The sequence below is a fragment of the Janthinobacterium sp. SUN073 genome, assembly GCF_030397665.1.
Taxonomy (GTDB): Bacteria; Pseudomonadota; Gammaproteobacteria; order Burkholderiales; family Burkholderiaceae_D; genus Janthinobacterium.
The window spans coordinates 387,995-408,132 of sequence record NZ_JAPUBT010000004.1; the positions used below are offsets into that span (position 1 = coordinate 387,995).

Annotated in this window: 18 protein-coding genes; 10 read left to right on the forward strand and 8 right to left on the reverse strand. The window is 62.2% G+C overall.

Annotated elements, in window-relative coordinates; genetic code table 11:
- The first annotated feature begins 151 nt into the window (after positions 1–151).
- Entirely contained in the window at positions 152–1,057 is a 906-nt protein-coding gene (locus O0882_RS14635; protein WP_289949055.1) for a LysR family transcriptional regulator ArgP, read from the forward strand.
- Between the two features lie 85 nt (positions 1,058–1,142).
- The gene (locus O0882_RS14640; protein ID WP_289949057.1) at positions 1,143–2,102 is read left to right on the forward strand and encodes an alpha/beta hydrolase; all 960 of its coding nucleotides are present in this window, start codon (positions 1,143–1,145) and stop codon (positions 2,100–2,102) included.
- Between the two features lie 116 nt (positions 2,103–2,218).
- Here the strand turns inward: O0882_RS14640 and O0882_RS14645 are convergent, their stop codons facing one another.
- The 5 genes from O0882_RS14645 to O0882_RS14665 form a co-directional block, all read right to left on the reverse strand.
- Positions 2,219–2,857, reverse strand: coding sequence for a phasin family protein (locus tag O0882_RS14645; protein ID WP_289949058.1), 639 nt, complete (start codon positions 2,855–2,857; stop codon positions 2,219–2,221).
- 274 nt (positions 2,858–3,131) lie between these two features.
- Positions 3,132–3,467, reverse strand: coding sequence for a hypothetical protein (locus O0882_RS14650; RefSeq protein WP_289949059.1), 336 nt, complete (start codon positions 3,465–3,467; stop codon positions 3,132–3,134).
- A gap of 27 nt (positions 3,468–3,494) precedes the next feature.
- Positions 3,495–3,866, reverse strand: a complete 372-nt coding sequence (locus O0882_RS14655; protein ID WP_289949061.1) for a VOC family protein — start codon at positions 3,864–3,866, stop codon at positions 3,495–3,497.
- Positions 3,867–4,007: 141 nt separating this feature from the next.
- Positions 4,008–5,279: a YncE family protein gene (locus O0882_RS14660; protein WP_289949063.1), complete on the reverse strand. Its 1,272-nt coding sequence runs from the start codon at positions 5,277–5,279 to the stop codon at positions 4,008–4,010.
- A 58-nt stretch (positions 5,280–5,337) separates the two neighbouring features.
- Complete coding sequence (locus O0882_RS14665) at positions 5,338–6,231, reverse strand: creatininase family protein (RefSeq protein WP_289949215.1); 894 nt, start codon at positions 6,229–6,231, stop codon at positions 5,338–5,340.
- 255 nt (positions 6,232–6,486) lie between these two features.
- On the opposite strand from O0882_RS14665, the gene O0882_RS14670 reads away from it, so the two are divergent.
- From O0882_RS14670 to O0882_RS14680, 3 genes are all read left to right on the forward strand, one after another.
- A complete protein-coding gene (locus tag O0882_RS14670) occupies positions 6,487–6,798 on the forward strand; it encodes a hypothetical protein (RefSeq protein ID WP_289949065.1) in 312 nt (103 codons plus the stop codon).
- 84 nt (positions 6,799–6,882) lie between these two features.
- The gene (locus tag O0882_RS14675; protein ID WP_289949067.1) at positions 6,883–7,425 is read left to right on the forward strand and encodes a hypothetical protein; all 543 of its coding nucleotides are present in this window, start codon (positions 6,883–6,885) and stop codon (positions 7,423–7,425) included.
- Between the two features lie 57 nt (positions 7,426–7,482).
- Positions 7,483–8,100 carry a hypothetical protein gene (locus O0882_RS14680; RefSeq protein ID WP_289949069.1) on the forward strand — a complete coding sequence of 206 codons (618 nt, stop codon included), beginning with the start codon at positions 7,483–7,485 and terminating at the stop codon, positions 8,098–8,100.
- Positions 8,101–8,296: 196 nt separating this feature from the next.
- On the opposite strand, the gene O0882_RS14685 is transcribed toward O0882_RS14680, so the two are convergent.
- The 3 genes from O0882_RS14685 to O0882_RS14695 all read right to left on the reverse strand — a co-directional run bounded on the left by O0882_RS14685 (position 8,297) and on the right by O0882_RS14695 (position 12,538).
- Positions 8,297–9,943, reverse strand: coding sequence for a methyl-accepting chemotaxis protein (locus tag O0882_RS14685; protein ID WP_289949071.1), 1,647 nt, complete (start codon positions 9,941–9,943; stop codon positions 8,297–8,299).
- Between the two features lie 93 nt (positions 9,944–10,036).
- Positions 10,037–11,152: a patatin-like phospholipase family protein gene (locus tag O0882_RS14690; protein WP_289949073.1), complete on the reverse strand. Its 1,116-nt coding sequence runs from the start codon at positions 11,150–11,152 to the stop codon at positions 10,037–10,039.
- Positions 11,153–11,623: 471 nt separating this feature from the next.
- Positions 11,624–12,538 (reverse strand): LysR family transcriptional regulator, encoded by a 915-nt coding sequence (locus O0882_RS14695; RefSeq protein WP_289949074.1) that lies wholly within the window; start codon positions 12,536–12,538, stop codon positions 11,624–11,626.
- A gap of 126 nt (positions 12,539–12,664) precedes the next feature.
- On the opposite strand from O0882_RS14695, the gene O0882_RS14700 reads away from it, so the two are divergent.
- The 5 genes from O0882_RS14700 (at position 12,665) to ugpC (ending at position 20,078) form a co-directional block, all read left to right on the forward strand.
- Positions 12,665–14,206, forward strand: coding sequence for an MFS transporter (locus O0882_RS14700; protein ID WP_289949075.1), 1,542 nt, complete (start codon positions 12,665–12,667; stop codon positions 14,204–14,206).
- Positions 14,207–14,438: 232 nt separating this feature from the next.
- Positions 14,439–15,656: a carbohydrate porin gene (locus O0882_RS14705; protein WP_289949077.1), complete on the forward strand. Its 1,218-nt coding sequence runs from the start codon at positions 14,439–14,441 to the stop codon at positions 15,654–15,656.
- Between the two features lie 317 nt (positions 15,657–15,973).
- Positions 15,974–16,987 (forward strand): substrate-binding domain-containing protein, encoded by a 1,014-nt coding sequence (locus O0882_RS14710; RefSeq protein WP_289949079.1) that lies wholly within the window; start codon positions 15,974–15,976, stop codon positions 16,985–16,987.
- A 283-nt stretch (positions 16,988–17,270) separates the two neighbouring features.
- Entirely contained in the window at positions 17,271–18,908 is a 1,638-nt protein-coding gene (locus O0882_RS14715) for an alpha-glucosidase (protein WP_289949080.1), read from the forward strand.
- Between the two features lie 84 nt (positions 18,909–18,992).
- Positions 18,993–20,078, forward strand: coding sequence for a sn-glycerol-3-phosphate ABC transporter ATP-binding protein UgpC (gene ugpC, locus O0882_RS14720; protein ID WP_289949081.1), 1,086 nt, complete (start codon positions 18,993–18,995; stop codon positions 20,076–20,078).
- The last annotated feature ends 60 nt before the right edge of the window (positions 20,079–20,138 follow it).

Sequence of the window (20,138 nt, forward strand, 5' to 3'; positions counted from 1 at the left end):
GGCAACGGCAAAGTCATCAGAGGTAGGTGGAGGGTGGTGCGGAACCAGGAGGACCGCGCGGGAGAGTGGAGTTGTTACCCTATTTCAACAGTGTAAAGAAAAAGTAAATATAAGTATAATGAATGATTCTAACCATATATAAGAGAATCTTATGCGCGTCGTCGATTACCGTGGATTGGCCGCCCTCGACGCCGTGATTGGCCTGGGCAGCTTTGAAAAGGCCGCGCAGGCGCTGGCGATCAGCCAGCCGGCCGTATCGCAGCGCATCCGCACCCTGGAAAACCTGGAAGGCACTTTGTTGATCATCCGCAGCCACCCGCCCCTGCCCACGGAAGCGGGCCAGCGCCTGATCGCCCATTACCGGCAAGTCAAGCTGCTGGAAGCGGCGCTCGACGCCCAGCCCGGCCCGACCACGCAATTGCCGGAACTGGCCATCGCCGTCAACGCCGACAGCGCCGCCACCTGGATCCCGGAAGCACTGGGGCCACTACTCTCGCCGCCGTCCTGCCTGCTCGATATCCGCCTCGACGACCAGGACCACACCCTGAGCCAGCTGCGCGAAGGCCGCGTGTTTGCCTGCGTCACCAGCGCCAACGACCTGGTGGCCGGCACTACGGCCACGCCGCTGGGCGGCATGCGCTACCTGTGCGTGGCGTCGCCCGCGTTCGCGCTGCAATGGTTTCCCCATGGTTTTACGGTGGAAGCCGTCAGCCAGGCACCGGCCATCACGTTTGGCAGCAAGGATGCCCTGCACGAGCGCTATCTGCAGCACCGGCTCGGCTACACGGGCCGCTATCCACACCATGTGCTCGGTTCGGCGCGCGACTTCGTGCGCTTCATCGAAGCGGGCTATGCCTATGGCATGGTGCCTTTGCTGCAGGCGGAAACGGCGCTGGCCGCAGGCAGGCTGGTCGACGTGGCGGCCGGACAGGCGCTCGACGTGCCCCTGACCTGGCATGCCTGGGATATCCAGACGCCGCTCACGCGCACCCTGTCGGACGCCGTCATCGCCACGGCGCGCAAATGGCTGCTACAAGACAACATAATTCCCGAATAATTTCTATGCTACCGCAACAACTTGTGCCTGCCGCGCGCCGCTTGGCCTACACTGCAAACATCCTTCATGACAATCAGGGGACGGCATGACGATCGTGCGCACCACTCTGCTGGGCTTGCTGGCGACGCTGCCCGTGGCCGCCGGCCTGATCGCCTGCGCCCCCTTGAGCGCCATCAATGCCCTGTCGTCCGGCAGTGCCTCGCAAGTGACGCGGGGCCTGGCCTACGGCCCCCTGCCACGGCAAAAACTCGATGTCTACGCCCCAAAAATCCGCACGGGGCCCGTACCCGTGGTGGTGTTCTTTTATGGCGGCAACTGGACGGCGGGCGAGCGCGCCGACTATGCCTTCGTTGGCCACGCGCTCGCTGCGCGCGGCTACCTGGCCGTGATCGCCGACTACCGGCTGTATCCGGAGGTGCACTACCCGGAAATTTTGCAGGATGCCGCCCGCGCCGTGGCCTGGGCCGCGATGGAATCGAGCCGCCATGGCGGCGACCCCGCGCGCCTGTTCGTGATGGGCCATAGCGCGGGCGCCTACAATGCGGCGATGGTGGCGCTCGACGCCAGCCTGCTGGCGCGCCACGGCATGCACCCGCACGACTTGCGCGGCTGGATAGGCTTGGCCGGTCCGTATGATTTCTTGCCGATCGAAAACACCACCACCCGGCCCGTCTTCTTTTACCCGGACACGCCCGCCGCTTCGCAGCCCATCCACCACGTGACTGCCGAGGCCCCGCCCGCCCTGCTGATCGCCCCCTTGCCCGGACAAGACAAGCTGGTCAATCCGCAGCGCAATACGGGTGGCCTGGCCACCGCCTTGCGGGCAATGCACCGGCCCGTGACGGAAACGTATTTCGACAAGGTCAGCCATACCACCCTGGTCGCCTCGCTGGCCAGCCCCCTGCGCATGCTGGCCCCCACGCTGGACGCCGTGAGCGCCTTTATCGACGCCAACAGCAATGTGGATACCATGCTGACACGTAAGATGGGCGCGGGCACGCAGGCTGCCGTCGTGCACACCCACGACAAAACGCCCGCCCTCTGAAGGACGGGCGCTCTGCCCGAACCACTACGCACGATGCTGCGCCAGCTAAGAACATCTCAAGGCTCGGCCCTCGCGATGCGAATTCAGCTGGCATTCAGCTACCGGTGGCAGCCCGCTTACTCTTTACGGCTGGAGCTGCTGGTTTTGCTTTGTGCGGAGCCCGCTTGCGAGGCGCTGCCGCTGGCGGAGCTTTCGCTGCCGGCCGACTGCTGGCTACCCTGCTGGCCAGCGCTTTGCAGGCTTTGACCGTCACGGCTTTGCGCGCCGCGCTGCTGATCGCGGTTGGCGCCATTTTGATGGTAAGCCTGGAACGGTTCTGCGACGCGCTGCATGGCTTCCTGCTGCTTGCGCACGTTTTTCTGCGTTTCTTCCGAAGCCGTGCGGGCCACTTCTTCGGCCAGCGCCTTGGCCGTACGGCTCGTTTCATTCACATGCTGCTCAGCCACATTGGCCAGTTCGACCTGGGTATCGGCGGCCAGACGCGACAGCTGTTGCTGATACTTGCGCAATTGCTCTGCAGCTGGCTGGCCCGCTGCCGCAGCCACCTGAAACACATCTTCTGCACGCTCGACCGTCAGCAGGTTCTGGCTGGTGACAGTGGTTTCTTCCAGCAAGCCTTGCGCCAGTTGCATGTTCAGGTCACTGAAGTGCTGCACCGACTGGAACAAGGACTTCGACAGACCATTGAAAAAAGCCAGTTGCGCTTCCAGGTGGTTTTTGACGGCAGGGGTAACACTACGGGAATATGGATACATGGAGTTCCTCATTAAATAGCGGTTGGGTAAATACAAGGCGACACCACCGGTTGTCGAAGGGTGAAGCAGACGACCGGGCTACGCCACGAAACGCGAAAAAACATATCCAATTGGTGGGAAGATGCTTTGCAACGCGAGTCCCAAGGCTACGTGAGCACCGCAGGTGAGGCATGATCTGGATCAAAGGTGCGCTAAGCTGCGCAGAAAGTTTTGGCTGGACAGCTTGCCCTTGGCAAACGTCAGTGACAGGAAGGAAAATCTGTGCCCGGCACGCTCAACGCGCGGTGCCGGTGCCCGGCACGACGGGCTTGTAGCCACGGCTGCGCAGCGAGGCTTCCAGCCAGCGGTTGCCATACCAGCCACGTGCCAGCAGGTAACTGAGCTCCGCGGCGGCCATCAGCAGCATCATCGGACCGATGTGCATTTCGGTGGCCAGATGGCTGCCAAACCACAGGCAGACATCCATCGCCAGCATCAGCAACAATAGCCACCAGCGGCGCTTGGCCACGGCCCAGAACGAGCCCAGCAACAGGGCCGGCCAGGAAAATCCCGCTTTCACGTAGGCATAGCGGCCCGCATCGTCGGCAAACAGGGTGGCGCTGTGCTTCATGCTGCTCTCTTCTGGTAATGAACGGTGTCAGGGTTCGGGATGGTGACAGACGGCTTCGACATTGTGACCGTCCGGCCCCAGCACGAAGGCGCCGTAGTAATTCGGGTGATAGATGGCGCGGATGCCGGGGGCGCCGTTATCCTTGCCGCCCGCTGCCAGTGCAGCCTGGTAAAACGCGTCCACCTGGGCGCGGTTGTCCGCCGCGAAGGCGAGATGCATGCCGGCATGCGGCGTGCCGCCCACCCCAAACCAGAAATCGGGCTTGCCATCCTTGCCCAGGCCAACCCAACCCTGCTCTTCCATCACCACCGACACGCCCAGGGGCGCCAGGGCGGCCGAAAAGAAGGCCTTGCTGGCCTGGGCATCGCTGACATTCAAACCGATGTGATCAAGAATCATGATGGTGCTCCTCGCAGGTAAGGGGACAGGTAATCCAGTATGCGCCAACATTGCCTTTTAAGCAAGCAAGGCGGCAGGTCCTGTGCGGACGGATCTTGCACGCACAGTTACCCCATCGCCATTACCTTGCACCTGCCTCGCTTAGCGCAGGTTGCCCGTATGGCCGAGCGAATAGCGGCCCGGCTGCGGCCACACGGTCAGGCCGTGCGGTTCCTGGCCGACTTTCACCTTGGACACGTCGCCACTGTTCGTATCGATGCGGTACACCACATCGTCGAAACGGCCGGACAGCCACAGATACTTGCCATCGGCGCTCACATTGCCCATGTCGGGGCTGCCGCCGCCGGGAATCGGCCAGTTCGCCACCACTTTTTCGGTGGCGAAATCGATTACGCTGACGCTGCCCTTGCCATTGCGCTTGCCGTGGATGCGGTGCGTGCCGCGGTTGGCCACGTACAGTTTCTTGCCGTCACGGCTCGGGTACAGGCCATGCGCGCCCACGCCCGTCTGGATGAAGCCGATTTCCTTCAGAGTGGCGCCATCGACGATGTGCACGCCGTCGGCGTCCATGTCGGCGATAAAGAATTTCTTGCCGTCCGGCGAGATGCGTATGTCTTGCGGCATGCCCTTCTTGACGCTGCAGATTTCATTCGCCGGGCCGCCCACGGGACCGGACTCGGCAAAGCGCTTGGCCGGCATCTGCAATTTCAGGTAGCCGTCGACCTTGCGGCCCACCAGGTCGATCTTGGCGATGGTGCCGTCGAACTCGCAGGTGAACATGGCGTAGCGGCCGTCATTCGAGAAATCCGCATGGTTGATGCCGCCGCACTGGGGCGTGTCGATCGAATACTGCACCGCCATGGTCTTCGGATCGCGGAAATCGAGGCGGTGGCGCGCTTCGGCCACGATGATGGCCGACTTGCCATCCGGCGTGAAATACATATTGTAGGGATCATCGACGGGCACTTCCTTGCCCGGCTTGCCCGTCAAGGGGTCGACCGGCGTCAGACTGCCCTTGTCCGTGCGCTCGGCATTGTTCGCCACCCACAGCGTGCGCAAGTCCCACGACGGCACCACGTGCTGCGGGCCGCTGCCGACCTTGAACTTGTCGACCACTTTCAGGCTGTCCTGGTCGATCACATACACATCGTTCGAGCGCAGGTTGGGCACGTAGACTCTGCGCAAGTGATCCTTGACGACGGGACTCATATTGCTGCTGCCGATGCTGCCGTACACGTTTTTCGGGTCCACCAGCGGCGGCATACCCGGCAGCGGTGAATAGGCGGCAGCCGGCGCGGCAGCGGCAGGAGTTGGCGTGCTGGCGCCGATGACCTGGCTGGCCAAGCCCAGGCCGGCCAGTGCGGCAGCCAGGGCGGATAAGGTGACGATGGTGCGTCGTTGAGATGTTTTCATGTGATTTCGCGTCGTTTCGTTGCAAAAAGCCGGAAGTTCAGCACTACCAGCGGAGAATTTACTTGTTACGTTGCAGCAATTGCTTGATGGCGGCCACCGACGTATCCACCTGCAGCTTGATGCCGATCTGGCCCAGTTCAGCCGTGGCACGCGTGGCGTCGCCGCGCACGCCGTCCGCCACACCGGGCTTGGGTCCGTGCGCCATGGCCTCGCTGCGCACCAGCGACGGGTCCGTCGCCAGCATCAGCGCCGCGTCCGCCAAGCCTGCATGCAGGCCGATCTCGGCGCTGCTGTGGCCGCGCTTCTGCAGCTCGGCAATATATTGCGATTGCGTGATGTCATAGTAATCGAGCAAGGCATACGCACGCGCATCTTTCGCCGTGGAAGCTTTGCCCCAGGCCCGATTCAGTTTATTTGCCACATTCTGCTCGTTCTTCTGGTAACCACCGTGATCACCGAGGAAAATAATGTCACGGAAACCATGCTGGCGCAGGCTGGCGGCCGCGCCTTCCAGCACGGCCTCGAAGGCGGCTGGCGGTATCGAAATCGTGCCGGCAAAGCGCATGTGGCCGGCTGGTGGAGAAATACTGCCTTCCGGCACGTAGGACACGACGGGCGCGACGATGGTGTTGCCCAGCTTTTGCGCAATCTGCCGCGCCAACAGAGCGGCGCGCACATTGTGCTTGCCCAGCGCGATATACGGCCCGCTCTGCTCGACGCCGCCGATCGGCACCAGCACGGTGGTGGCGCCGTGGTCGATACGGCTGCGCAACTCCGTGCTGGTCAGCTCTTCCAGCATGACACTGCTGCTGGCAGGCGTGGCCGCCAGGGCGGACGCGGCAGGAATCAGGCAGAACAGGGTCAAGGAAAACACGGAGCCGAATGGCTTGGACAGAATGGAGGGCGCGCGCGGCGCAAGGGGTACATTCGGCAGGGGGAACTGCAGAGTCATAAGCAAACATCTTTCCAAGGTCAAAGCGTGACGCCGTGCCCGGCCTTGCCAGGCAAGCTGGCTGCCACGCAGGAATTGTATTCCATCATGACGGGAAGGGCACGTTAATTTGACGCGGTGCTTTGCAAGGAATTGACGAGCGGAAACTATCTGTCAGACTGTTGTCGCCTTGGTCCCGTCCACCTCGCCATCATGGAGAGTCGCGTGGCGTTTCTCGGCATAGGCCTTGAGTGAGCGCATCGTTTTGGGTAGCCCTTGCCGGACTTGTTTGGCAACGCCTGGCCCGAACAGAAAGGCAAGCGCTCCGGTGAACCACACGCGGTGAGCGACTTCCGCTCCGCCGTCTACGGCCGTAACCGTGTGCTCGAAGTGGATACGAAACAGGGGGATATAGCCCTCGACGGTGAACGAGCGGCCTGCGGTGCGCTCGGTAACCCCAGCTTCTCGAAGCTTTCATTGTCCAATACCATGCACGTGGCGAGTGTTCAACTGTTGAGCTTCTCGCTGATATTGGTCTTGGTGCACAGGGCTATTCGGGTGATCCTGCACAGCTCCAAGATTTTTTGAATACCGCAGATACGCTTTTGGGGCCGGCTAACAAGCAGCCGTAGACGGCCGCAAGCGGACTGATACTTTTTTTGAAAATTGCTTATGCAACGCCATTTCTACGCGACAGCAAAGGACCTTCTTCCGATTTTCGAACTTGTTGAGGCGAAGATTCCGCTTGGCTATACACGAACTGGGCTATTTGATGAGGATACTTTCGTGACGTTTGGCAGCGGGGTAGAACTTCCAACACTAACAAAAGCCTTAGTTGTTACTAGTGCGGTAGCGGGGCCAGGATACCTTGTCACTGAGCGGGCGTCTCTTATTATTCAGAGTAGGGGCATCCAACAAAATGATGGGCGAAAAAAATTCGCCATCGACCAGTTGATGAATCCTGATAGTATTGTTTTCCAGCACGGCGGCTTTTATTCTGACCAGATTTTGTTATCTGGTCGTATCTCGACGGCGTCAGACACTCCGGTGGCCACGAGGCTACAACATGCGTTCTCTACTGCGTTGACCAACAAATTTGTCCGCGTTAAAGCTTATTGGGTCGGACCAGATGCTTTGGCACTATTAGAACGAGGTGCTCGCTTAACGATTGGCGCTGCCTCGCCAAGCGAATTCGATTTGGCGCTTGACAGCTAAATGCCCTAGGCCTGGTACCGGCCAACAACGGACTTTTATTGAGGAGCAACTGAAGAAATGAAAATAGAAGACTTGGAGTTGGGCGCTGTTTTTCAACCGGAATGGGATGCCCGCCTAATTCGTGTACTCGCTTTCGATAGTGAACAGGTCATGTATGATTCTTGGCTACCGCATGTGTCCAGGTGGGGAATAGACTCGTTAAGTCGGCGCATGTCGTACTATCGGATTCCGACATCGTTCGTATTGAACAAGGCTTTGTACCTGCGAACTGAGAAATACACTGAACAAGAACGTGCAGTTCATCGGCCCGATTTGCCATTTTCTTTCGCGAGAGTCGATAGCCTTGAATGGCCAATGACTTGTCCTGCAACGACGCATGACTTCCCCCAATCGCTTTCACAAGTCGCAAATGGAGAACAGGAACTACTTGATGCGCCAAGAATTTTCCTAGAACCGTTCGGGCCGAAAGGTGGTCCCAAACCGAGCGCATTAGTTACGGCGAAAAATAAGAAGACCTTCAATGTCGAAGAGATGCTTTGGCATGCTGCGCGGCTTCAATTTCAACATCTTCGAGATGAAAAGATTATTCAGGGCGTAGGAATCTATCGTTCGGGTGTTCAACGCGGCCTACCTTCATATTATGTTTGGGGCGCAAAGAGCCGCATGGGCATATAAATCTACGACAGTCCGCAGGCGCAAGTGGACTCACGCGCCCGACAGTCAGGCAGACACCCTGACTGCTGCGGAACTGGACGGCGCCGCCCTGCCAGCCCGAACAACTTTACTGCCACTCGCCACAGTTGCAGAACTCAAGGCCGCCATCCGACGACGCCAGCACCAAAACCCCGGCGTACCGGGGCAGTCACAAGGTTCAAGCGCGGGCGCTGCGGCCCGGCAGCGCCAGGCGGCGGCTGGCGGCAGACGTAGCCGGGGCCGGCAAGCCGCCCGCCACTTTCAACAATTTGGCCTGGGCATCGCCACGCAGGCGGAACACGGCCACCACGTCGACCAGTTCCACGGCGCGGTCCTGCAGCGAGGAAGCCGCTGCGGCCGCCTCTTCCACCAGGGCCGCGTTTTGCTGCGTGACCTGGTCCATCTGCGAAATGGCCTGGTTCACCTGCTCGATGCCGGCACTTTGTTCATGGCTGGCGTTGGCGATGTCGCCCATGATGTCCGTCACGCGACGGATGCTGGCGACGATTTCTTCCATCGTCGCGCCGGCCTGGTCGACCAGCACGCTGCCCGTGTTGACTTTATCCACGGAATCTTCGATCAAGCCCTTGATTTCCTTGGCGGCAGCCGCCGAGCGCTGCGCCAGGTTGCGCACTTCCGTGGCCACCACGGCAAAGCCACGACCCTGCTCGCCCGCGCGCGCCGCTTCGACGGCCGCATTCAGCGCCAGAATATTGGTTTGGAAGGCAATGCCGTCGATCACGCCGATAATGTCGGCGATCTTCTTCGCCGACTCATTGATCGAACCCATCGTGCCCACCACTTGCGCCACCACGGCGCCGCCCTTGCGGGCCACGTCCGAGGCGGACACGGCCAGGGTATTCGCCTGGCGCGCATTGTCCGTATTCTGGCGCACGGCCGAGGTCAGCTCTTCCAGGCTGGAGGCGGTTTCTTCCAGCGACGACGCCTGCTGCTCCGTGCGCACGGACAAGTCCGCGTTGCCGGCGGAAATCTGCGCGGCCGCCACGCTGACCGTATCGGCCGAGGTGCGCACGGTGGCGATCACGTCGACGATGCGTTCGAGGAATTTATTGAAGGCGGTGGCCGTGCGGCCCACTTCATCCATGCGCTCGACGGGCATGGCGGCGGACAGGTCCAGCGAAGCGCTGACGCGTTCCAGCGTATGTTCGATATTGCCCAGGCCGCCGCTAATTGTGCGGTAGATATGCCAGGCCAGCGCGCCCGTCAGCAGCACGGCCACGCCCAACACGGCCAGCATGGTGTTGAACGCCGTGTCGTAGGCGGCCAGGCTTTCCGCCTTCACATCGTCGACCAGCTTGTTGTTGTAGGCGATATGGTCATCCATGCTTTTTTTCGCGGCGGCGGCCGTGATGGCCAGTGGCGTGCCGGCCAGCAAGGTGGCGCGTACGCCATCCATATCGCCCGCATAGGCGGCGGCAAAGAATGGCACCAGCGCGCGGCGGTACGCTTCCATGGCGGCCTGGTCGGCGTCGAGCATCTTGCTGTCCGTCGCGTCGTACAGGCGCTCGGCGCGGTAGGTGGCGATGACCTTGTCGAAATTCGTGTTGGCGTCGGCCACGGCCTTGTCCAGCGCCGTCTTGTCGGTCAGGTTGGAGAATACGGACAGGCGATAGCCGGCCAGGCGCGAATCGGCCAGGAAACCCTTGGCCGCATTCAGGCCCTGGATGCTGGGAATGATGCGGTTTTGTACGGTGTCAAAACGTTCCTGGGCGCGCTGCAGCTGGATGGCGCCGCCGGCGCCCAGCAACAGCAGGGCCAGCAAGGCGATGGTGAGGGTCAGAATTAATTGCTTGGTGATATTCATGGTGTTTTACAGTCAAAAAAGCAGCCTGGCAAGGCCAGGCGGGATGAGTAGCTGCCGATCAGGTGGCCGGGACCGGTTGCAAACGGCGCGAGCTTAGGCCGCCAGCGGGGAAGCATCAGGCGTGCGGCGCAGCAAGTCGCCATGCTGGCGGCAAAATGCCAGGCCCGCCTTGTGGCCCACCTCGAACAGCAGCTGCATGTTCGAGCTGGACCAGTCCAGGGTGTCGGGCCAGTGCTGCTCCGGGATGCCGCCCATCAGGTCGAGTTTCAACAGACGCCGCTTGGGCTGGCCCGAGCGCGCATCCGTGTTGTGCTCGAGTTCAAACAGACGCAGTTCGCTCTTGGAAATCTTCACCAGCGGCGTGATGATGGAGCGCACCCAGGCGTCGTACAGGTTGCGCGGCTTGCGCAGCAAGCGTTCGTCGCCGAGGATGTCGAGGATGACCAGGGTGTCGGCGTCAGCGTGTTCGCCCTTGCCTTCGATAAACGGCTCGAAATTGAGCGTGTCGAGCGCCGCGCCTTCGATGTAGTCGTCGCCATCGATGGTGGTGGGCGCATACAGGAAGGGAAACGACAAGGCCGCGCGCACGTGGATGGGGGCGATCTCGTGCTTGCCCCAGATGTGCATGCGGTGCTCGCTGAGGTTGTAGGCATTGATGTAGAAATCGGGGCGCATGCGCGCCACGCCCGAGAAATCCACGGCTTTTTCCAGAAAGGGCAAGTGCGCGCACAGGCCCAGGCTTTTCGCCGACAGGTCCGATGGCGACAGCGACGACACCATCAATTTTCCCCAGTCCGACCAGGCCGTGGGCACGCCCGCAAACGTTTGCTGGAACGCCTGAAAAAAAGGATTGTTAGCCGGCGGCTGGAAGGCGTCGCGGAAACTGCTCGCCTGCATGCCCGGCTTCTGGAACACCTTGTAATTGATCGGAATCATCTTGTAGATGCTGTCGGCCACGCCCGTGTCGGCCCAGCTTTGCAAGGCCTGGCGCGGCGTGGCTTCGTGCGGCGTCGTGTAAAGCAAACCCATCAACACACCGGCGCCGGAGGCGGAAATGACATCGAATTCGATGCCCTCATCGAGAAACGCGGCCAGCGCGCCCGCGATCAGGGTGGAATTTGGTGCACCGCCACCAAGCAGCAGGCCCGTCTTGCGGGCGGGTGTCGCGGCTGGCGCCGGATGTGGCGGCGTCGTGCTTGCTGTCTTCATGCACACTCCCTGAATGGAACCGGGCTCACGCCCTAATTGTTGGTTACTACACGCTTGGAGCCTATCCCAGTAGATGAATACATCCCCTGCTGGCGCCCCTCAGAAGCGGGGACGGCGTTGATCGTCGTCGCGTGGCTCGCCACGCGTCCTCCTCACGCCTTGTCCGCGCGCCTGATGAACTGCCAGCAGAAGACGCTCCCTACTGGGATAGGCTCTTACTACGCTGATGCATGCCCATGTTCCAGCAACTGGAAACTATTGCAATATTGCCGAAACAGATATTAAATTAACATAAATAAATTCCTTATGGCAATTTAATTAACGCATGATAGGTATTCAGAAAGGGCATAAGTTGACGGCAAGCGGCGTGGCGTGACGCATCGCAGCAAATAAATATTCTGCGACGTTAGGAAAAATCTCTTTGGGGTAGGAATATTCCTCAACTGGCCGTCATGGCGGCCGCCAGGCCGTTCAGGGGGCGGGAGGTGGGGCTGAAAAATGCAGGTGGGTACACAGATGGTCAACAAAGACGCGAATTTTCGGTGACAGATGGCGGCTCGATGGCCACAGCACCCAGAACTTGCTCGCGTACAGCAGGTAGTCGCCCAGCACGGCTTGCAGTTCGCCCCGTCCGATGGCGTCGCGCACGATAAAGTCGGGCAAATACGCGAGGCCCACGCCCTGCGTGGCGGCGCCGATCAAGGCTTCGATATTGTTGCAGGTCAAGGCCGTCGGCAAGCGCAACTCGCCGCCGCCGTCGCCCTCGGCGCGCTGCAGCGCCCACTCCTGCAACTTGCCGGTGGTGGGGAATTTATAGCGCACACAGGCATGCCCTTCCAGCGCGCGCGGCGTGGCCGGCACGCCATGGCGGGAAAAATACGCGGGAGAACCAACGATGGCAAACGCGAACGGCCCCAGTTCGCGCGCCATCAGACGCGAATCGGTCAAGGTGCCGCTGCGCACGGCCACGTCGACGCCTTCGGCCACCACGTCGACCAGGCGGTCGTTGAAATCGAGGTCGAGTTCGATCTCTGGATACTGCCGGGTAAAGTCCGCCAGCAGGGGCAGGATGATGCGGTAGCCGATCACGGGCAAGCTGACCTTAAGCTTGCCGCGCGGCGCCTCGGCCAGGTGCGACAATTCCGCCTCGGCATCGCCGAGGTCAGCCAGGATGCGCTGGCAGCGCTCATAGAACAGCGCGCCCTCGTTGCTCAGGCTGATGCGCCGCGTGCTGCGGTTGAGCAAACGCACACCCAGCTTTTCTTCCAGCCGCGCCACGCTCTTGCCCACGGCCGAGGCCGACACCCCAAGCAGCCGCCCGGCCGCCACATAGCTGGAAGTTTCCGCCGCGCGCACGAAGGCGGCAATGCCGTTCAAATTATCCATCTCATACCTATTGAAGAATATTTGTCCGTTATGAGTGGATTTTCAGCCACTTTTTCATGGATTGCGTCCATATTATCATCAGATTCCCTCTTTCTGGAATCGATTCCCATGGATACAAATCACCGTATGAAGCCAGCCTCCCCGGCCCGGCGCGCCTTCGTGCTGGCTGCCGTCTGCCTGGCCGCCCTGTGCATGCCGCTCAGTTTTACGGGGCCGGCCATCGCCATCCCTGCCATCGCCGCCGACTTGCACGGCACGCCGCTGGCGCTGGCGTGGATCACGAATGCCTTCATGCTCAGCTTTGGCGGCTGCCTGATGGTAGCCGGTGCGCTGGCCGACCGCTATGGCCGCAAACGCGTGTTCTTGCTGGGCATGGGCGTGTTTTCCGCCGCCGCGCTGGCCCTGGCGGCCGCACCCGGCATCCTGTGGCTCGATGTGCTGCGCGCCGTCCAGGGCATCGGTTGCGCCATGGCCCTGTCGAGCGGGTTGGCGGCCCTGGCGCAGGAATTCGACGGCCCGGCCCGCGCGCGCGCCTTCAGCCTGATCGGCACAGCCTTCGGCGTGGGCCTGGCTTTCGGCCCCTTCCTGGCCGGCACCTTGATCACGCACACGGGCTGGCGCGCCATCTTCATCGCCACGGCCGTGGCCGGACTGGCCGCCCTGCTGGCCGCCGCGCGCGCCATGCGCGAATCGCGCGACCCGCAGGCGCAGGGCGTCGATTGGCCTGGCGCGCTGACGTTTACGGGCGCCCTCTCCTTGTTTACGTATGGATTGCTGCAGGCGCCCGACAGTGGCTGGGGCAGCGCGGCCAGCGTGGGGCTGTTCGGTGGCGCGGCCCTGCTGCTGGCCGCGTTCATCCGCGTGGAGCGGCGCGCCGCGCGGCCCATGCTGGATTTGTCGCTGTTCCGCCTGCCAGCCTTTGCCGGCGTGCAGCTGCTGGCCGCCGCGCCAGCATTTTCCTTCGTCGTGCTGCTGGTATTGTTGCCGGCCCGCTTCATCGGCATCGAGGGTTATAGCGCCTTCGACGCGGGGCGCATGATGATCGCCCTGTCGGCGCCCATGCTGGTGCTGCCGATCCTGGCCGGCATGGCGGCGCAGCGCATTGCCGCCGCGCACATCTGCGCCTGCGGCCTGTTGCTGGCGGCAGGCGGCCTGCTGTGGTTGTCGACCTGCGCGCCGGGCCAGTCGCCCGCCAGCTTGCTGGGGCCGCTGCTGCTGATCGGCTGCGGCATCAGCCTGCCCTGGGGCTTGATGGATGGCCTGGCCATCAGCGTCGTGCCCGTCGAGCGGGCCGGCATGGCGGCCGGCATCTTCAATACGACGCGCGTGGCGGGCGAAGGCCTGGCGCTGGCCATCGTCAGCGCGCTGCTGGGTACCTTTGCCGTGTCGGCGCTGGGCGGCGCCGGCATTGCCGGCATTGGCGCGCAACAGGCGGCGCACGCGGGCCCCTTCCTGGCGCTGGGCGAGCTGCGCCATGCGGCGACCCTGCTGCCGCAGGCGGGCGCGGCCGAACTGGCGCAAGCGTATGGCACGGCCTTCCGCCACTTGCTGTATGTGCTGGCCAGCATTACGACGGCCTCGGCCCTGCTGATCCTGGCATTCCTGCGTCATCCTGCCCCTGCCGCAACGGACACGGCCGCCCTGCCCGCCTGCAAGGCACAGCAATAATTCGCCATCGTAGTTTCTCTTGCCGTACACGACGGCGCCCCCGCGCCGCCGCCCGCCTTTGATGTTTCTCCGCAACACCTCAAAAGTTTAAGAAGAATCCAAAGAACAAAACTAGTTTACTGATCAAAGCGCTTTGAACTATACTCAAAGCGCTTTGAAACATAGTTAAAGCGCTTTGGTTGTGCAAAGTGATGTGCACCGATCCCACACCTATAAAAACACTGGAGACACAATGAACAAATTTTTCTTGAAAGCGTTGCCAGCGGCAGTGCTGATGGCCTTGAGCGCGTCAGCCCAGGCTGCCCTGCCGATCGACTTCGGCGGCTACATCCGCTCGGGCTTCGGCACCAGCAGCGAAGGCGGCAAGGAAGCCTGTTTCGGCCTGGCCGGCGCCTCGTCCAAGTATCGTCTGGGCAATGAGTGCGAAACCTACGGCGAGCTGAAATTCGGCGGCGAAGCCTTCAAGGCAGCCAACGGCACCACCTTCCGCATCAATACCCTGGTGGCGTTTTCCGTCAACCAGAACCAGGACTGGGAACAATCGGACCCGTCGTGGCGCGAAATGAACGTGGTGGCCGACAAGATCGGCACGGGCGCCTTCGCCGAAGCGCGCGCCTGGGTCGGCAAGCGCTACTACGACCGCCAGGACGTGCACATCACCGATTACTACTTCTGGAATAACAGCGGCCCTGGCGCCGGCCTGGAAAACATCGACCTGGGCGCCGCCAAGCTGGCCTACGCCATCGTGCGCACGGCCGACGACAAGGACAGCAAGCGCATGGGCCTGTCCCACGACTTGCGCTTTTCCGGCATCAAGGTCAACCCGGACGGTGAACTGACGCTGGGCCTGCAATTCAATCAGAAACGCAATGCGCAAGGCGCGGCCCCCATCGCCAGCGGCCACTTGCTGACCATCATGCATACGCAGGGCAACCTGCTCGGTGGCTTCAACAAGGTGGCATTGCAGTTCGGCAAGGGTAGCGCCGCCAACACGGGCGGCTTCAGCCTGGGTGCCGACAAGGACGACAAGGTCGTGCGCCTGACGGAACAGATCATGATCCAGCCCAAGGGCGCCTGGTCGGGCATGGGCACCTTCGTCTACGAAGACAAGGAAACGGCGGGCGTGAGCAGCAAGTGGACCTCGATCGGCGCGCGTCCCGTCTACCACTTCACGGACAACTACAGCCTGGCCGTGGAACTGGGCCACGACATCGTCAAGCCGGAAGGCGGCGAGAGCCGCAACCTGACCAAGCTGACCTTCGCGCCGCAACTGTCGGCCGGCAACAGCTTCTGGTCGCGCCCCGTGCTGCGCGCCTTCTACACCTATGCCAAATGGAACAAGGCAGCCCAGTCGGCCGCCGCGGCGGAAACCGCGCTGTCGTCGACGGGCGTGTTTGGTGGCAAGACCAACGGCAGTTCGGTCGGTTTCCAAGTGGAATCCTGGTGGTAAGCGCAGGACGCTAGAACTTTGGCAAGCGTCCCTGGACACTTGCCACAGGCAGCAACACCGCCCGCTTTTTCAGGGGCAAGGAATATCCGGACCCACCATTTCGCCGCTGCACGCGATGGCCGGCAGCTTCAATGTAGTGATTCAGCAGTATCCTCTTTTAGCGCGGGCGCCCCTGGGTTTGCCCGCGTATTTTTTTGGGCGCTGCCGCCGCTGGTCATACCCCTGATCATTCCGGCATTTATCAGATAAACTACCCGTCATTGCACGACACCGCAACGCTCCCGACCCACCCTGGATAGACCCCGACTGCAGCATCCATGAACCTCAAAAATCTCGCCAAAACGCTAGGAATATCCGAAACCACCGTCAGCCGCGCCTTGAATGGCTATCCGGAAGTGAGCGAACGCACGCGCGAGCGGGTGCTGGCCGCCGCGCAGGCGGCCGGCTACCGTCCCAATCCCATGGCGCGCAGCCTGGCCGTGGGACGCACGAATATCGTCGGCATCATCTACCCGCTGATGCCGAACGACCTGGCCGACCCCATGTTCATCGACATCGTGGGCGGCATGTCGGAAGCGCTGGAAGCGCAGCAGATGGACATGATGATCGCGCCCGCCTCGGCCACGAATGAATTCCACACCTATCAACGCATGGTCAAGGGCCGTCGCATCGATGGCCTGATCGTCGGACGCACGAAACCGTACGACGAGCGCATCGCCTACCTGGCGCAGCAGGGCATGCCATTTGTCGCGCATGGCCGCACGCAGCTGAACCAGCCGCACGCCTGGTTCGACTACGACAACGAGGCGGGCATGCGTCTGGCCGTCGAGCGCCTGGCGCAGCTGGGCCACCAGCGCATCGGCCTGATCAGCGCCACGCCGGACCTGAACTTCGTGCGCCAGCGCGTCGAGAGTTTCCAGCACGCCATGCAGGCGGGCGGCCTGGCCGTCGATCCGGACAACCTGGTCGACAATGCGCACGACCGCCGCGCCGGCTACCAGGCGATGCAGCGCCTGCTGGCCCGCTCGCCCCGTCCCACCGCAGTCATCGTCGACAATCACATGTCGGGCGTGGGCGCCGTGCGCGCCCTGCTCGACGCGGGCATCGCCATCGGCAGCGAGATGTCGCTGATCGTCTGGGGCGTGATGGAAGATTCCCTGGCAGGCCACAACGTCACCACCGTCGTCCAGCCCGACCCGCGCGGCGCCGGCGCAAAGATGATCCACATGCTGCTGGCCCTGATGGATGGCACGCCCGTCGCCGACTTGCAGGAACTGTGGCCGTGCGAACTGTTGCCGGGCGAGTCGGCCGGGCCGATAATACACGCCTGATTTACCCCTGGGGCAAACTACTGGGGTCGGACCCTCAGGGTCCGACCCCAGTCTCCGCTTGGGGTTTCGTAGAACTCCCTCTTCCGCTCTGTTTTGCCCTCCTGAATCACCCTCATAAAAAAATCGTATGTCTGGCGCGTGTATCGCTTTACTTTTCAAAGCGCTTTGAACTATACTCATTTCATACCCAAAGCGCTTTGAATTTTAAAATAAGACGTTCGCCTACCAACCAGCAGCGCTGCCCTGATAGCCAAGGCTACAGGCAACTTTTAAGAAATCATTCATGCCGACCATCCAGAACAATCTCGCCCACCTGCCCGCCGACTGGTGGCGCAGCGCCGTCATCTACCAGGTCTATCCACGCAGCTTCCTCGACAGCAATGGCGACGGCATCGGCGACTTGCCCGGCATTACCTCCAAGCTCGATTACATCGCCGCCCTCGGTGCCGATATCGTCTGGATCTCGCCCTTCTTCACGTCGCCGATGAAAGACTTCGGCTACGACGTGGCCGATTTCTGCGACGTCGACCCCATGTTCGGTACCCTGGCCGATTTCGACCGCCTGGTGGCGCGCGCCCATGAACTGGGCCTGAAAGTAATGATCGACCAAGTGCTGTCGCACTCGTCCGACATCCACCCGTGGTTCGTGGAAAGCCGCTCCAGCCGCGACAATGCCAAGGCCGACTGGTATGTATGGGCCGACCAGAAACCGGATGGCACGGCGCCCAATAACTGGCTGTCCGTGTTCGGCGGTTCCGCGTGGCAATGGGAGCCGCGCCGTGGCCAGTACTTCCTGCACGATTTCCTCGCCAGCCAGCCCGACCTGAATTTCCATAACCCGGCCGTGCAGCAGGCCCAGCTGGACAACCTGCGCTTCTGGCTGGAACGCGGCGTCGATGGCTTCCGCTTCGATTCCTGCAACTTTCCGTATCACGACCAGTTGCTGCGCGACAATCCGCCGGCCGCCCAGCGCGACGCCAGCAGCGTGTCGGCCATCAACCCGTACGGCATGCAAGCGCACGTGTACGACAAGACGCAGCCGGAAAACATCGCCTACCTGCAGCGCGTGCGCGCCATACTCGATGAATACCAGGCCATTTCCATCGGCGAAGTGGGCGACGACAATGCGCTGGCCACCATGGCCGCCTACACGGGCGCCGACAAGCTGCACATGGCTTACAGTTTCAACTTGCTGACGGCGGAGTTTTCCGCCGCGCACATCCGCACGCAGGTGGAAGAGTTCGAAGCGCAAGTGGCCGACGGCTGGGCTTCCTGGTCCGTGGGCAACCACGACAGCGTGCGCGTCATGACGCGCTGGGGCGGCGAGAATCCATCGCCATCGCTGGCCAAGGTGGTGCTGGCCGTGCAAGCGGCGCTGAAAGGCACGCCGTGCCTGTACCAGGGCGACGAGCTGGCCCTGACGGAAGCGGACATTCCTTTCGAAGCGCTGCAAGACCCGTACGGCATCCCGTTCTGGCCCCAGTTCAAGGGCCGCGATGGTTGCCGCACGCCGATGCCATGGGTGGCTGACGCGCCGCATGGCGGCTTCAGTTCGGCAAAACCCTGGTTGCCCGTGCCGCCCGAGCATCTGGCGCGCGCCGTTGACGTGGAAGAGCGCGATAACGCCTCGCCCTTGACCTTTGCGCAGAACATCCTCGCCTGGCGCCGCACCCTGCCGCAATTGCTGCGCGGCGATATCGTCTTCTTCGATGCGCCGGAACCCGTGCTGGCCCTGCGCCGCGACTTGCCCGGTCAACCATCCGTGCTGGCCGCCTTCAACCTGGGCACCGAAACGGTCACGTTTGACTTGCCGGCCGCCGCAGCAGCGACCGACCTGGCCGGCCACGGCTTGCCGGGTAGCAAAGATGGCCAGCAGATCAGCCTGCCACCGCATGGCGGCTGGTTCGGCACGCACGCTTAAACAGTACCCTTTGGCGGCCATGCCGCCAATTACAATAACGAGCCCCGCGCATCAGCGGGGACGGATTGACACAGTGAGGACGACATGGCAGGACTGAAATTAGCAGGGCTGAAGAAGGCATATGGCGACGTGCAAACCCTGCACGGCATCGACCTGGAGATCGCCGATGGCGAATTCATGGTTTTCGTGGGCCCGTCGGGTTGCGGCAAATCCACCTTGCTGCGCAGCATCTGCGGCCTGGAAGAAATCAGCGGCGGCGACTTGTTCATCGGAAAGACGCGCATGAACGACGTGCCGCCCGCCAAACGGGGCATCGCCATGGTATTCCAGAGCTACGCCCTGTACCCGCACATGAGCGTGGCGCAAAACATGGCATTTGGCCTCAAGTTAGCTGGCATGAGCAAGGTACAAATCGCCGACGCCGTGCAGCGCGCCGCGCAAATCCTGCGCATCGAACCGTTGCTCGAACGCAAACCGAAAGACTTGTCGGGCGGCCAGCGCCAGCGCGTGGCCATCGGCCGCGCCATCGTGCGCAAACCCGACGTCTTCCTGTTCGACGAACCGCTGTCCAATCTCGACGCCTCGCTGCGCGTGCAGATGCGCATCGAACTGGCGAATCTGCACCGCGAATTGCGCTCGACCATGATCTACGTCACGCATGACCAGGTCGAAGCGATGACCCTGGCCGACCGCATCGTCGTGCTCAACGCGGGCCGCATCGAACAGGTGGGCGCACCGCTGGAGCTGTACCATCATCCAGCCAACCTGTTCGTGGCCGGCTTCCTCGGTTCGCCCCGCATGAACTTCCTCAAAGGCAAGATCCACAGTGTCGTCGACGGCGTGGCCACCATCGCCACGAATGCGGGTGGCATGCTGCAGGCGGCGTTGACGCAGCCGCTGGCCAGCGGCACCCCCGTCACCATCGGCGCGCGCCCCGAGCATGTGCAGGCGTGCGCGCCAGGCGCCACTGCCGCCATCACGGCCACTGTGCAGGCGGTGGAAAAACTCGGCGACATCAGCTATCTGTATGTGCAGGTACCGGGCGGCGACGAGCCGCTGGTGGTGCGCGCCGATGCCGACACGGACTGGGCCATTGGCCAATCCGTGGTGCTGCAGGTGGCGCCCGCCCGTGTCCACGTGTTCGACGAGCACGGCCAGACCCGTACCTGACACCCGAATTAAGGGGCCAGGCGCTACAGGCGCCGCCTGGCCTGGTTGCATCGTTTCAGC